This window comes from Blastococcus sp. TML/C7B, from assembly GCF_016612845.1.
In the GTDB taxonomy this organism is placed as follows: Bacteria; Actinomycetota; Actinomycetes; order Mycobacteriales; family Geodermatophilaceae; genus Blastococcus.
Genome location: NZ_JAEOAA010000002.1, coordinates 582261 through 595517, shown reverse-complemented (window position 1 = coordinate 595517; position 13257 = coordinate 582261). Strand labels below are relative to the sequence as shown.

The window sequence follows — 13257 nt, the reverse complement described above, 5'->3', positions numbered from 1 at the left end:
ATCACGAAGGGTGAGCGGCGCGGTCACCCGGCCGTGCGCGGTGCCGGTGCCTCCTGCGAGCCGCGCAGCGGATGGTGTCGTGACCTGCGGATTTGCCTCATACTCGCCGGATCGTGAGGCTCAGGGCGCACGTCGCACCCACCACCCTGGATCCGCGAACAGCACCGCCGGCGACGCCGCCGGCGACGACACGATTGGGTCGCACCATGCCCCTTCCCGAACTGTCCCCGGAACAGCGCGCAGCCGCACTCGAGAAGGCCGCCGCCGCGCGCAAGGCGCGCGCCGAGCTGCGCGAGCGGCTCAAGAGCAAGGGCGCGACCGTCGGCGACGTCCTCAAGCAGGGCGAGACCGACGAGGTGATCGGCAAGATGCGCGTGTCGGCCGTCCTGGAGTCCCTCCCGGGCGTCGGCAAGGCGCGGGCTGCGAAGATCATGGAACGCCTGGAGATCTCCCCGACGCGCCGCGTCCGGGGCCTGGGCGCCAACCAGCGCCGGGCGCTGGAGACGGAGTTCGCGGCCGACCAGGACGCCTGAGCCCCGTTCCGGCCCGCACGCGCACGACCGGACGAGGACGACGAGTGGCAGCGAAGGCACCGGCACGGCTCACCGTGCTCTCCGGACCCTCCGGGGTCGGCAAGGGCACCGTGGTCGCCGAGGTCCGGCGGAGGCATCCCGACGTCTGGGTGTCGGTGTCCGCCACCACCCGCCGCCCCCGGCCCGGCGAGGTCGACGGCGTCCACTACCACTTCGTGGACGCCGCCGAGTTCGACCGGCTGGTCGCCACCGACGGGCTGCTGGAGTGGGCCGAGTACGCGGGCAACCGCTACGGCACCCCGGCCGCTCCGGTGCGCGCGCAGCTGGCCGCCGGTGCTCCGGCCCTGCTGGAGATCGAGCTGCAGGGCGCCCGCCAGGTGCGCGCCCGCGCTCCCGAGGCGCAGCTGGTCTTCCTCGCGCCGCCGTCCTGGGCCGAGCTGGTCAGCCGGCTGGCCGGTCGCGGCTCCGAACCGGCCGAGGTCCAGGAGGCCCGGCTGGCCATCGCGCAGGCCGAGCTGGACGCCGCCGGGGAGTTCGACGTGGTGGTCGTCAACGACGACGTGGCCCGCGCCGCCGACGAGTTGGTAGGCTTGCTGACTGCGCCCTCGCCCGGACTCGTGCCGGGGGAGTAGCGCCCACGAGGGAGAGCCCCACCGGTCCCTCCCTCCCGCTGTCGAATGAGGAGCACGCCCGCCCGTGTCCGGAGTCGCACCCGCCCCCGAGGGCATCACCAACCCGCCGATCGACGAGCTGCTCGAGCGCACCAGCAGCAAGTACGGCCTGGTCATCTTCGCCGCGAAGCGCGCCCGGCAGATCAACGCCTACTACAGCCAGCTCTCCGAGGGCCTGCTGGAGTACGTCGGTCCGCTGGTCGACACCGCGCCGCAGGAGAAGCCGCTGTCGATCGCGCTCCGCGAGATCAACGAGGGTCTGCTGACCCACACCGCCGGCGAGAACTGAGCCGGCCGCCCGGGCACCCGCCCCGGGCACCCCAGAAGTGATGACGACGCCCCCGGTCCCGGCCGGGGGCGTCGTCGTGCCTGCGGCAGGATGAGCGCATGAGTCGGATCGTGCTGGGCGTCAGCGGGGGCGTGGCCGCGTACAAGGCGGCCCTGCTGCTGCGCGCCTTCACCGAGGCCGGGCACGACGTCCGCGTCGTCCCCACCCCGGCGGCGCTGCACTTCGTCGGCGCGGCCACCTTCGAGGCGCTGTCGGGCAACCCGGTGACCACCGACGTGTGGTCCGACGTCGACGAGGTCGCCCACGTCCGCATCGGGCAGACCGCCGACCTCGTCGTCGTCGCCCCGGCGACCGCCGACCTGCTGGCCCGGGCCGCCACCGGCCGCGCCGACGACCTGCTCACCGCCACGCTGCTCACCGCGCACTGCCCGGTGGTCTTCGTCCCGGCGATGCACACCGAGATGTGGCTGCACCCCGCGACGCAGGACAACGTCGCCACCCTGCGCCGCCGCGGCGCGGTCGTCCTGCCGCCCGCGGTCGGCCGCCTGACCGGCCCCGACTCCGGCCCCGGCCGGCTGCCCGAGCCCGCCGACGTCGCCGCCCTGGCCGCCGTCGTCCTGGAGTCGGGGGCGGCCGCGCTCGCGCAGGACCTGGCCGGGCGCCGCGTCGTCATCAGCGCCGGCGGCACCCGCGAGCCGCTGGACCCGGTCCGCTACCTGGGCAACCGCTCCTCGGGCAAGCAGGGCTGGGCGCTGGCCCGCGTCGCCGCCGCCCGCGGCGCCGACGTCGTCCTGGTCGCGGCCAACGTCGAGCTGCCCGCGCCCTTCGGCGTCCGGGTGGTGCCGGTCGGCACCGCCGAGGAGCTGCGGACGGCGATGCACGCGGAGGCGGGGTCGGGCGGGGGAGCCATGGCCGACGTCCTGGTGATGAGCGCCGCCGTCGCCGACTTCCGCCCGGCGAGCGTGGCCGGCGCCAAGATGAAGAAGGACTCCGCGGGTGAGCCGGACTCCGTGCCGCTGGTCCGCAACGCCGACGTCCTCGCCGAGCTGGTGGCCGGGCGCCGCCCGGGGCAGCTGGTCGTGGGGTTCGCCGCCGAGACCGGGGACGCGGAGGCCGACGTGCTCACCCACGCCCGCGCGAAGCTCACCCGCAAGGGCTGCGACCTGCTGGTCGTCAACGACGTCTCCGCCGGCCAGGTCTTCGGCAAGGAGGACAACTCCGTCGTCGTGCTGGCCGCCGACGGCGCGGCCGACGAGATCGGGCCCGGCCCGAAGGACTTGATCGCCGCCGGGATCTGGACGACGATCGCCGCCCGCCTCACCCCCGCCTGACCCCGGGGATCCCCAGCCCCACCCGTCCCCGGCCGGGGGTCCGCCCCGGCCGGGTACCGTGCCCCCACGAGTCGTGGAAGCGAACGGCTCGACGACTCGTGCCCAGCGACCCAGGAGTACCGACATGTCACGCCGTCTCTTCACGTCCGAGTCGGTCACCGAGGGGCACCCGGACAAGATCGCCGACCAGATCAGCGACTCGATCCTGGATGCCATGCTCGCCCAGGACCCGCGCAGCCGCGTCGCCGTCGAGACCATGATCACGACCGGCCAGGTGCACATCGCGGGCGAGGTGACCACCGCCGGCTACGTCGACATCGCCTCCATCGTCCGCGAGACGGTGCTGCGCATCGGCTACGACTCCTCCCGCAAGGGCTTCGACGGCGCCTCCTGCGGCGTCAGCGTCTCCATCGGCGCGCAGTCGCCCGACATCGCCCAGGGCGTCGACACCGGCTACGAGGCCCGCACCTCGGGCTCGGCCGACGACGCGATCGAGCGCCAGGGCGCCGGCGACCAGGGCCTGATGTTCGGCTACGCCACCGACGAGACCCCCGAGCTCATGCCGCTGCCGATCGCGCTGGCGCACCGCCTGGCCCGCCGCCTCTCGGCCGTGCGCAAGGACGGTTCGGTGCCCTACCTGCGCCCCGACGGCAAGACCCAGGTCACCGTGGTCTACGAGGACGACCGCCCGGTCGCCGTCGACACCGTCGTCGTCTCCTCGCAGCACGCCGAGGACATCTCGATCGAGCAGCTGCTCGCCCCCGACATCAAGGAGCTCGTCGTCGAGCCGGAGCTGGCCGCCCTCGGCCTGCCCACCGACGGCTACCGCCTCCTGGTCAACCCGACCGGCAAGTTCGTCATCGGCGGCCCCATGGGCGACGCCGGGCTGACCGGCCGCAAGATCATCGTCGACACCTACGGCGGCATGGCCCGCCACGGCGGCGGCGCCTTCTCGGGCAAGGACCCGTCGAAGGTGGACCGCTCGGCGGCCTACGCGATGCGCTGGGTGGCGAAGAACGTCGTCGCCGCCGGGCTGGCCAAGCGCTGCGAGGTGCAGGTCGCCTACGCGATCGGCGCCGCGCACCCGGTCGGCCTGTTCGTCGAGACCTTCGGCACCGGCACCGTCGCCGACGACGTCCTCGAGAAGGCCATCAGCACGGTGTTCGACCTGCGCCCCGGCGCGATCGTCCGCGACCTGGACCTGCTGCGCCCGATCTACGCGCCGACGGCCGCCTACGGCCACTTCGGCCGGTCCGACGTCGACCTGCCGTGGGAGCGCCTCGACCGCGTCGAGGCCCTCCGCTCGGCCGTGGGCCTCTGACCTCCTGAGCACCCCCGTCCCACCCGACGACCCGGGTCCCGCGCGCCTGCCGCGCGTGGCCCGGGTCGTCGTCGACGTGCCGCTGGCGCACCTGGACCGGCCCTTCGACTACGCCGTCCCCGAGAAGCTCGAGGACACCGTGCAGGCCGGCTGCCGGGTGCGGGTGCGGTTCCACGGCCGGCTGGTCGACGGCGTCGTCTGGGAGGTCGGGGACAGCACCGACTTCGCCGGCACCCTCCAGCCGCTGTCGCACGTCCCCTCCGGCGAGCCGGTGCTCACCCCGCAGGTGGCGCGGCTGGCCCGCACGGTGGCCGACCGGTACGCCGGGACGCTGAGCGACGTGCTGCGGCTGGCGCTGCCACCGCGGCGGGCGGCCGCGGAGAAGCGCGAGTCGCCGACGCCCGAGGCGCTGCCCGGGCCGCCGGACCCCGCGGGGTTCGCGCGCTACACGGCCGGCCCGGCGCTGCTCGACGCGCTCGCCGAGGGCCGGCCGGCGCGGGCGGTGTGGACGGCGCTGCCCGGGGAGGACTGGCCGGCCCGGCTGGTCGAGCTGTGCCGCGCCACGCTCTCCGGGCGGCGCGGCGCGCTGGTCGTCGTCCCCGACGGCCGGGACCTGGACCGGCTCGCCGCGGCGGCAGCCGCGCTCCTCCCGGCGCACGCGTTCACCGTGCTGCGCGCCGACGACTCACCGGAGAAGCGCTACCGCTCGTTCCTGGCCGCCTCGCGCGGAGCGGCGCAGGTGGTGCTCGGTACGCGCGCGGCGATGTTCGCGCCGGTCCGGGACCTGGGCCTGGTGGTGATCTGGGACGACGGGGACGACCTGCACGCCGACGAGCGCGCGCCGTACCCCCACGCCCGCGACGTGCTGGTCCAGCGCGCGTGGCTGGACGACTGCGCCGCCGTGGTCGCCGGGACCACGCGCACCGCGGAGGGCGCGCTGCTGGTCGAGTCGGGGTGGGCGCACGAGCTGGTGGCGGACCGGGCGGTGCTGCGGTCCGCGGCGCCGCGCGTGCAGGCGCTCGGCGAGGACTTCGAGCTGGCCCGCGACGCCGCCGCCCGCTCGGCCCGGCTGCCCTCCCTGGCGCACGAGGCGGCACGGAAGGCGCTGGCCGCCGACACCCCGGTCCTGGTGCAGGTGCCGCGCCGCGGTTACGTGCCCTCGCTGGCCTGCGCGCGCTGCCGCGCGCCGGCCCGCTGCGCGCACTGCTCGGGGCCGCTGGGCATCTCCCCGCGCCCCGGACCCGGGGGCACCCGCATCCCGGCCTGCCGGTGGTGCGCCCGGCCGGCGGCCACCTTCGACTGCCCGCACTGCCACGGCACGAAGCTGCGCGCCTCGGTCATCGGTGACTCGCGGACGGCGGAGGAGCTCGCCCGCGCCTTCCCCGGCGCGGCGATGCGGACGTCGGGCAGCACCTCGGGCGTGCTGGCCACCGTGCCGGGCGGGGCGTCCCTCGTCGTCGCCACGCCGGGCGCCGAGCCGGTGGCCGAGGGCGGGTACGGCGCGGCGCTGCTGCTGGACTCGTGGGCGCTGCTGGGCCGCGCCGACCTGCGGGCGGGGGAGGAGACGCTGCGCCGCTGGATGAACGCCGCGACGCTCGTGCGCCCGGCCGCGGCCGGCGGTCACGTCGTCGTCGCGGCGGACGCCGGGCACCCCGTCGTCCAGGCGCTGGTGCGCTGGGACCCCGCCTGGCTGGCCGCCCGCGAGCTGGCCGACCGGCGTGAGCTGGGCTTCCCGCCGGTCACCCGGATGGCGTCGGTCGCGGGCTCCCCGGCCGCGCTGGCCGAGTTCCTCGAGGCGCTCCGGCTGCCCGAGGGCGCCGACCTGCTCGGCCCGGTGCCCGAGCGGCCGCGGCCCGGCCAGGAGGGGGAGCGGGAGCGCTACCTGGTCCGCGTGCCGCGCGCGGCCGGCGCGGCGCTGGCGCACGCGCTCGCCGAGGTGCAGGGCGTGCGCAGCGCGAAGAAGGTGCCCGAGCACATCCGCGTCCAGCTGGACCCGCTCGACCTCGTCTGAGCCACGCCTACGATCGACGGGTGAGCGTCACCCCCATCCGGCTGTACGGCGACCCCGTCCTGCGCACCCCCGCCGCCCCGGTCGTCGACTTCGACGCCGAGCTGCGGCAGCTGGTGGGCGACCTGACCGAGACGATGCACGCCGCCGGCGGGGCCGGGCTGGCCGCTCCGCAGATCGGGGTCGGCCTGCGGGTGTTCACCTGGTTCGTCGACGGCGAGGTCGGCCACCTGGTCAACCCCGACGTCGTCGCCGTGGGCGAGGAGGTCCAGGACGGCCCCGAGGGCTGCCTGTCGATCCCGGGCCTGCGCTACGACTGCCGGCGGCACCTGCACGTGGTGGCGTCGGGCTGGAACATGCACGGCGACCCGGTGCGGATCGAGGGCTCGGAGCTGCTGGCCCGCGCCATCCAGCACGAGACCGACCACCTCGACGGCGTGCTGTTCGTCGACCGCCTCGACGAGGTCGCCCGCGTCGAGGCCCTGGCCGAGCTCGAGGCCGCCGAGTGGGCCGGCATCCCCGCCTACCTCCCCGTCGTGAAAGTGAGCCCGCACTGAAGGTCCTGTTCGCCGGTACGCCGGCGCCCGCCGTCCCGTCGCTGGAGGCGCTGCTGGCCTCGGACCACGAGGTGGCGGCGGTCCTCACCCGCCCCGACGCCCGGTCGGGGCGCGGCCGGACCGCCAGCCGGTCCCCGGTCGCCGAGCGCGCCGACGCCGCCGGCATCCCCGTGCTGCAGCCGCGCTCGCCGCGCGAGCCGGAGTTCCTCGACCAGCTGGCCGACCTCGCCGTCGACTGCGCGCCGGTGGTCGCCTACGGGGCGCTGATCCCGCAGGCCGCGCTCGACCTGCCCACCCACGGCTGGGTCAACCTGCACTTCTCGCTGCTGCCCGCCTGGCGCGGCGCCGCCCCGGTGCAGCACGCGATCATGGCCGGCGACGAGATCACCGGCGCGGCCACCTTCCGGCTCGAGGCGGGCCTGGACACCGGCCCGGTGTTCGGCACCGTCACCGAGGCCATCGGGCCGCGGGACACCGCCGGTGACCTCCTCGGCCGGCTCGCCGTCAGCGGCGCGCAGCTGCTGGTCGCCACCCTCGACGGCATCGCCGCCGGCGCGCTCGAGGCGCAGCCGCAGCCGGCCGACGGCGTCAGCCTGGCGCCGAAGGTCGAGACCGCCGACGCCCGCGTCGACTGGGCGCTGCCCGCGCACGTCGTCGACCGGCGGGTCCGCGGCGTGACGCCGGCACCCGGCGCGTGGACCACCTGGCGCGGCGACCGGCTGCGTCTGGGCCCGGTGACGCCGGTGGCGGACGCGCCGTCGCTGGCCCCGGGCGAGCTGGCGGTGGCCGGCCGCGACGTCCTCGCCGGCACGGGCACCGGTGCGGTGCGGCTGGGCGAGGTGCAGCCCGCCGGGAAGCGGATGATCCCCGCGGGGGACTGGGCGCGCGGCGCCCGGCTCACCGCCGGCGACCGGCTGGGGGAGACCGCGTGACCCGGCCCCCGAAGCGCCCCTCCGGCGGTCCGCAGCGCGGCCGGCGGCCGCACCCGGCCAGCAAGCGCCGTCCGCTGGACGGGGCGCGGCTGACCGCCTACGACGTGCTGGACGGCGTCTCCTCGCGCGAGGCCTACGCCAACCTGCTGCTGCCCCAGCTGCTGCGCGAGCGCCGGCTCGACACCCGCGACGCCGCCTTCGCCACCCAGCTGGCCTACGGCGCGCTGCGCGCCACCGGCACCCTCGACGACATCCTCACCGGGCTGGTGAGACGCCCGCTGGCCGAGCTGGACCCCCGGGTGCTGGACCTGCTCCGGCTCGGCACCTACCAGCTGATCGACCTTCGGGTGCCCTCGCACGCAGCCGTCGACACCACCGTGGACCTCACCCGGGCGATCGTCGGCAGCGGCGCGTCGGGGCTGGTCAACGCGGTGCTGCGCAAGGTCGCCGCGGGCGGTGACCGGGCGGCGTGGCTCGAGACGCTGGGCGGCGACGCCGGGCAGCGGCTCGCCCTGGCCACCGACCACCCGCGGTGGATCGTCAACGCCTGGCGCGACGCCCTGGGTGGTGAGGACGAGCTCGAGGCCGCGCTGCTGGCCGACGACGCCGCTCCCGAGGTGCACCTCGTGGCGCGGCGGATCCCCCGCGACGAGCTGGCCGCCGAGGCCGGCGGCGAGCCCGGCCCGTGGTCACCGTTCGCCGTCCGGCTGCCCGGCGGTGACCCGGGGCGGCTGGCGTCGGTGCGCTCCGGCCGGGCCGCCGTCCAGGACGAGGGCAGCCAGCTGGCCGCGCTGCTGCTGACCCGCGCGCCGCTGGAGGGGCCGAACGCCGCCTGGCTGGACATGTGCGCCGGTCCCGGCGGGAAGTCGGGGCTGCTGGCCGCCGTCCGCCCCGAGGGCGTGCGGCTCACCGCCGCCGACCGCGCGCCGCACCGGGCCGAGCTGGTCCGGCAGGCACTGGCCGGTGAGGACGACGTCGAGGTGCTGGCCGCCGACGGCCGCGAGCCGCCGTGGCGGGCCGGATCGTTCGACCGGGTGCTGCTGGACGCGCCCTGCACCGGGCTGGGCGCGCTGCGCCGTCGTCCCGAGGTGCGCTGGCGGCGCACGGCCGAGGACGTCGCCCCGCTGGTGGAGCTGCAGCTGGAGCTCCTGGCGAGCGCGCTGGCGTCGGTGCGGGTCGGGGGCGTCGTCGCCTACGTGACCTGCTCGCCGCACGCCGAGGAGACCGTCGGGGTGGTCGAGGTCGCCGCGGCGCGGGACGACGTCGAGGTGCTGCCGGTCGCGCCGCTGTTCCCCGACGTCCCCGGCCTCGCGCGCGGGGACGCCGGGCAGCTGTGGCCGCACCGGCACGGCACCGACGCCATGTTCATGGCGCTGCTCCGGCCGGACCCGCTGACCGCTAGGGTCGCCGGCCATGGCCTGGCTGCCCGACGGCTTCGCCCACCCGCTGCGCGTGGACCTGCCGACCGGGCACCACCTGCGCCCCATCCGCGCCGACGACGTCGACCTCGACCTGCCGGCGGTGATGGGCTCGCGGGAGCGGCTCTGGTCGATCTACGGCGAGGCGTGGGGGTGGCCACCGGTGGGGATGACCGCCGAGGCCGACCGCGCGGACCTGGGCCGAGTGGATCGCCCTGCCCGACGCGTGACCCGCCACGAGATATGCACAGTCGGGGCTTTCACGGCCCGCTGGACCCCGAGTGTGCAGATCTCGCGGACCGGTGTCAGAAGGGGAACGCCCGCTTGGTGCGCTGGACGCTCACCCAGTGGTCGGTGGTGAACTCCTCGATCGCCCACTCGCCGCCGAAGCGGCCCAGCCCGGACTCCTTCTCGCCCCCGAACGCGGTGTTGTTCTCGTCGTTGAGCGGCGAGTCGTTGACGTGGGTCATCCCGGCCTCGACGCGCAGCGCGAAGTCCACGCCGCGGGCGACGTCCTCGGTGAAGACCGCGCTCGAGAGGCCGTACTCGGTGTCGTTGGCGATCGCCAGGGCGTCGTCCTCGTCCCGCGCCCGGATGATCGTGACCACCGGGCCGAACATCTCCTGCCGGGCGCTGGCCACGGAGTTGTCGCCGAGCAGCACGTGCGGGGGCAGCACCGAGCCGATCGGGCCGGTCGGGTCGCCGCCGAGCAGCTGCTGCGCGCCGTCGGACAGCGCGTCGGCGATCTTCTCCTGGATGCCCTCGAGCTGGCCGCGGTTGATGATCGGGCCGATGACGGTGTCGGACTCGCGGGGGTCGCCGGCCTTCAGCGCCCGGGCGCGCTCGACGTAGCGCTCGACGAACTCGTCGTGCACCGAGCCGTCGACGACGATCCGGTTGGTGATCATGCAGACCTGGCCCTGGTGGAAAAACTTGCCGAAGATCGCGGCGTCCACGGCGTAGCCCAGGTCGGCGTCGTCGAGCACGACCAGCGGTCCGTTGCCGCCGAGCTCCAGGGAGAGCTTCTTCAGCCCGGCCTTCTCGGCGATGCCCTTGCCGACCGGTGTCGAGCCGGTGAAGGACACGACCCGCGGGGTCGGGTGGCTCACGATCGCGTCGCCGATGTCGCGCCCGGACCCGATGACCACCGAGAGCAGGCCCGGCGGGAGGCCGGCCTCCTCGTAGAGCTTGGCCAGCAGCAGGCCGCCGGTGACCGGGGTGTCCCCGGCCGGCTTGAGGACGACGGCGTTGCCGAGGGCGAGCGCCGGGGCGACCGAGCGGTTGGACAGGTGCATCGGCACGTTCCACGGGCTGATCACCGCGACCACCCCGACGGGACGGCGGTAGACGCGGCTCTCCTTGCCCTCGATGTCGGCCGGCAGGATCCGGCCCTCCACGCGGTACGGGTAGGACGCCGCCTCGTGGAAGTCGCGCAGCGTGATCGCGTACTCGAACTCGGCGGCGGGGGCGGCGGCGCCGGACTCGCGGATGTGCCAGTCGACGATCTCGTCCTTGCGCGCCTCCATGATCCGGGCGGCGCGGCGCATCACCTCGGCGCGCTCGCCGGGCAGCCGGGCCGCCCAGTCGCGCTGGGCCTCCTTGGCGGTGGCGTAGGCCTCGTCGAGGTCCTCGGCGTCCGCCAGCGGGATCTCGGTGAGCGTCTCGCCGGTGTAGGGGTCGGTGTCGGTGGCGGTCTTCCCGGCGCGGCCGGCGCGCCAGGTGCCGGCGATGGGCATCCGGTCGAATCCGTCGTAGGGCGTGGGGGTGTCGGAGGCCATGGGTGGGGCCCTACCCGGTGGTGCCCCACGGACACGTCCGCGCAGGTCGGGCGGTGGCTCAGTAGTAGGGCGAGCCGGATCCGTCGGCCGCCCCGGCCTGCCGGATGCTGCGCCACTGCGCCTCCTGGAGGTGGGCGACGACCGCCTCGCAGATCCAGAGCAGGGGACCGGCCCGCTCGAGGTCGCGCCGGTCGACCTCTGCCGGACGACGCCCGGCGGCGCCGCAGGCCGTGGCGAGTGCGTCGAGGACCGCCGATTCCGGCTCGCCGTGGGAAGCCGGCGTCCCGACCGCGTACCGGCGACCGAGCAGCGTCCGGCGGACCGTCCACCGGTGCGCCGTCACCGCCGCGTCGGCGACGTCGGACATGCCCACGCCGCCGTGGTCCACCCACCAGGTCAGCGGCTGCTGCGGCTCGACCTCCATCGCGGCCAGCAGCCGGTCCGCCGGCGGGAACCCGGTCGGCGCGACCTGCACCTCGATGGCATCGGCCTGCTCCACGACCCGGCCGGCGCGGACCAGATCGACCAGCAGCGCGCCGCGGGCGGCGGTGTCCCAGATGTCGAAGGAGCGCAACCGGCCGCGCTCGCGCAGGCAGCGGGCAGCCAGCCCGACCGCCACCCCGTCGGCCAGATCCATGTGCACCCTCCGTGGACGAGGCCGCAATAAGGCGGCACCTAGACTCCCCGCGTGTCCCGGCAGCCCATGATCGCCCCCAGCCTGCTCTCCGCCGACTTCGCCAACCTCGCCGCCGAGGTGGCGCGGGTCGCCGACGCCGACTGGCTGCACGTCGACGTGATGGACGCGCACTTCGTGCCGAACCTGACCCTGGGCCTGCCCGTGGCCCAGGCGATCCAGGCGGTCAGCCCGGTGCCGCTGGACTGCCACCTCATGATCGAGAACCCGGAGCGCTGGGCGCCCGGCTACGCCGAGATGGGCGCCCGCAACGTCACGGTGCACGCCGAGGCGTGCACCGACCCCCGTGCCGTCGCCCGCGACCTCAGGGCCGCCGGCGCGCTGGCCGGCCTGGCGATCAAGCCCGGCACCCCGCTCGAGGACTACCTCGACGTGCTGCCCGACTTCGACACCCTGCTCGTGATGAGCGTCGAGCCCGGCTTCGGCGGCCAGTCCTTCATCGCCGACGTGCTGCCCAAGGCCCGCAAGGCCCGCGAACTCGTGGACGCCGGTCACCTGACGCTCGTCGTCGAGATCGACGGCGGGATCAACGCCGACACGATCGAGCAGGCCGCCGAGGCCGGCGTGGACATGTTCGTCGCGGGCTCGGCCGTCTACGGCGCCGACGACCCGGCGAGGGCGATCGCCGCCCTGCGCGCGCAGGCCGCCGCGGCGATGCACGGGTGACGATCCGCGACGTCGAGCGCGCGGCCATGGCCCGCGCCCGCGAACTGGGCGCAGCCGTCCTCGGCACCACCAGCCCGAACCCCGCCGTGGGCGCGGTCGTCCTGGCCGCCGACGGCACCGTCGCCGGAGAGGGCGCCACGCAGCCACCGGGCGGCCCGCACGCCGAGGTGCAGGCCCTCGCGCAGGCGGGGGAGCGCGCCCGGGGCGGGACCGCCGTCGTCACCCTCGAGCCGTGCGCGCACACCGGCCGCACCGGCCCCTGCGCCGACGCGCTGATCGCCGCCGGCGTCGCCCGGGTCGTCGTCGCCGTCCCGGAGCCGACGCAGCTCGCGGGCGGGGGAGCCGAGCGGCTGCGCGCCGCCGGCGTCGTCGTCGAGCTCGGCGTCGAGCAGGACCTGGCCGAGGACGGCGCGCTGGCGCCGTGGCTCACCGGCGTGCGCGAGCACCGGCCGCAGGTCGTGTGGAAGGTCGCCGCCACGCTCGACGGCCGGGTGGCCGCCGCCGACAGCAGCAGCCGCTGGATCACCGGCCCGCGGACCCGCGCCGCCGTCCACCGCCTCCGGGCCACCTGCGACGCCGTCGTCGTCGGCTCCGGGACGGCGGTCACCGACAACCCCCAGCTCACCGTGCGCGACACCGACGGCCGCGACGCCGACCGGCAGCCGCTGCGCGTCGTCGTCGACCGGCGCGGGCGGCTGCCCGCCACCGCCCGCGTCCTGGACGACGCCGCACCCACGCTGGTCAGCCGGGCCGCCGGGCCGGCGGAGCTGCTGGCCGAGCTGTTCGGCCGCGACGTGCGCCGCGTGCTGCTGGAGGGTGGCCCGACGCTGGCCGCCGCGTTCCTGCGCGCCGGGCTCGTGGACGAGGCCGTGGTCCACCTCGCACCGAAGCTCCTGGGCGCCGGACCGGCCCTCGTGGGCGACCTGGGAATCACTTCGATCGCGGATGCGCTCTCCTTCGAGACGGTCGAGGTGCTCCCGTCGGGTGGGGACGTGCAACTCCGGCTGCGGCCCACCCGGCACACTGGGGGCCGACAGTCCGTCCGGGAAGGGAGCTGAG

Annotated in this window: 12 protein-coding genes and 1 pseudogene; 11 read left to right on the top strand and 2 right to left on the bottom strand. The window is 76.1% G+C overall.

Going from position 1 to position 13257, the window contains the following annotated elements; translation table 11 throughout:
* Nucleotides 1-206 precede the first annotated feature (206 nt).
* The 9 genes and pseudogenes from mihF to JKP76_RS15705 all read left to right on the top strand — a co-directional run.
* A complete protein-coding gene (gene mihF / locus JKP76_RS15745; RefSeq protein WP_200491845.1) occupies nucleotides 207-533 on the top strand; it encodes an integration host factor, actinobacterial type in 327 nt (108 codons plus the stop codon).
* Nucleotides 534-577: 44 nt separating this feature from the next.
* Nucleotides 578-1165, top strand: a complete 588-nt coding sequence (gmk, locus tag JKP76_RS15740) for a guanylate kinase (RefSeq protein WP_200491844.1) — start codon at nucleotides 578-580, stop codon at nucleotides 1163-1165.
* 64 nt (nucleotides 1166-1229) lie between these two features.
* Complete coding sequence (rpoZ, locus tag JKP76_RS15735; protein ID WP_012949163.1) at nucleotides 1230-1493, top strand: DNA-directed RNA polymerase subunit omega; 264 nt, start codon at nucleotides 1230-1232, stop codon at nucleotides 1491-1493.
* A gap of 98 nt (nucleotides 1494-1591) precedes the next feature.
* Entirely contained in the window at nucleotides 1592-2824 is a 1233-nt protein-coding gene (gene coaBC / locus JKP76_RS15730; RefSeq protein WP_200491843.1) for a bifunctional phosphopantothenoylcysteine decarboxylase/phosphopantothenate--cysteine ligase CoaBC, read from the top strand.
* 124 nt (nucleotides 2825-2948) lie between these two features.
* On the top strand, nucleotides 2949-4145 hold the full coding sequence (gene metK / locus JKP76_RS15725; protein ID WP_200491842.1) for a methionine adenosyltransferase: 1197 nt from the start codon (nucleotides 2949-2951) through the stop codon (nucleotides 4143-4145).
* Between the two features lie 55 nt (nucleotides 4146-4200).
* Entirely contained in the window at nucleotides 4201-6156 is a 1956-nt protein-coding gene (locus tag JKP76_RS15720; protein ID WP_200491841.1) for a primosomal protein N', read from the top strand.
* A gap of 20 nt (nucleotides 6157-6176) precedes the next feature.
* Entirely contained in the window at nucleotides 6177-6710 is a 534-nt protein-coding gene (def, locus tag JKP76_RS15715; RefSeq protein ID WP_200491840.1) for a peptide deformylase, read from the top strand.
* Complete coding sequence (gene fmt, locus JKP76_RS15710) at nucleotides 6659-7642, top strand: methionyl-tRNA formyltransferase (protein ID WP_309229647.1); 984 nt, start codon at nucleotides 6659-6661, stop codon at nucleotides 7640-7642. Before def ends, fmt begins: the two co-directional genes overlap by 52 nt.
* Nucleotides 7639-9012, top strand: a pseudogene (locus JKP76_RS15705) (RsmB/NOP family class I SAM-dependent RNA methyltransferase); the annotation flags it as partial. The gene fmt and the pseudogene JKP76_RS15705, both read left to right, overlap by 4 nt.
* 353 nt (nucleotides 9013-9365) lie before the next feature.
* Here JKP76_RS15705 and JKP76_RS15700 read toward each other — a convergent pair.
* Nucleotides 9366-10838, bottom strand: a complete 1473-nt coding sequence (locus JKP76_RS15700) for an aldehyde dehydrogenase family protein (protein WP_200491839.1) — start codon at nucleotides 10836-10838, stop codon at nucleotides 9366-9368.
* Nucleotides 10839-10896: 58 nt separating this feature from the next.
* Complete coding sequence (locus tag JKP76_RS15695; RefSeq protein WP_200491838.1) at nucleotides 10897-11475, bottom strand: hypothetical protein; 579 nt, start codon at nucleotides 11473-11475, stop codon at nucleotides 10897-10899.
* A 51-nt stretch (nucleotides 11476-11526) separates the two neighbouring features.
* On the opposite strand from JKP76_RS15695, the gene rpe reads away from it, so the two are divergent.
* Nucleotides 11527-12198, top strand: coding sequence for a ribulose-phosphate 3-epimerase (gene rpe / locus JKP76_RS15690; RefSeq protein ID WP_309229648.1), 672 nt, complete (start codon nucleotides 11527-11529; stop codon nucleotides 12196-12198).
* On the top strand, nucleotides 12195-13256 hold the full coding sequence (ribD, locus tag JKP76_RS15685) for a bifunctional diaminohydroxyphosphoribosylaminopyrimidine deaminase/5-amino-6-(5-phosphoribosylamino)uracil reductase RibD (RefSeq protein ID WP_309229649.1): 1062 nt from the start codon (nucleotides 12195-12197) through the stop codon (nucleotides 13254-13256). Before rpe ends, ribD begins: the two co-directional genes overlap by 4 nt.
* Nucleotide 13257 lies beyond the last annotated feature (1 nt).

Bases quoted from the DNA above. Each gene is read 5' to 3' on its own strand.
- JKP76_RS15695 (WP_200491838.1), bottom strand. From the start codon at position 11,475: ATGGATCTGGCCGACGGGGTGGCGGTCGGGCTGGCTGCCCGCTGCCTG.
- metK (WP_200491842.1), top strand. From the start codon at position 2,949: ATGTCACGCCGTCTCTTCACGTCCGAGTCGGTCACCGAGGGGCACCCG.
- coaBC (WP_200491843.1), top strand. From the start codon at position 1,592: ATGAGTCGGATCGTGCTGGGCGTCAGCGGGGGCGTGGCCGCGTACAAG.
- JKP76_RS15700 (WP_200491839.1), bottom strand. From the start codon at position 10,838: ATGGCCTCCGACACCCCCACGCCCTACGACGGATTCGACCGGATGCCC.
- mihF (WP_200491845.1), top strand. From the start codon at position 207: ATGCCCCTTCCCGAACTGTCCCCGGAACAGCGCGCAGCCGCACTCGAG.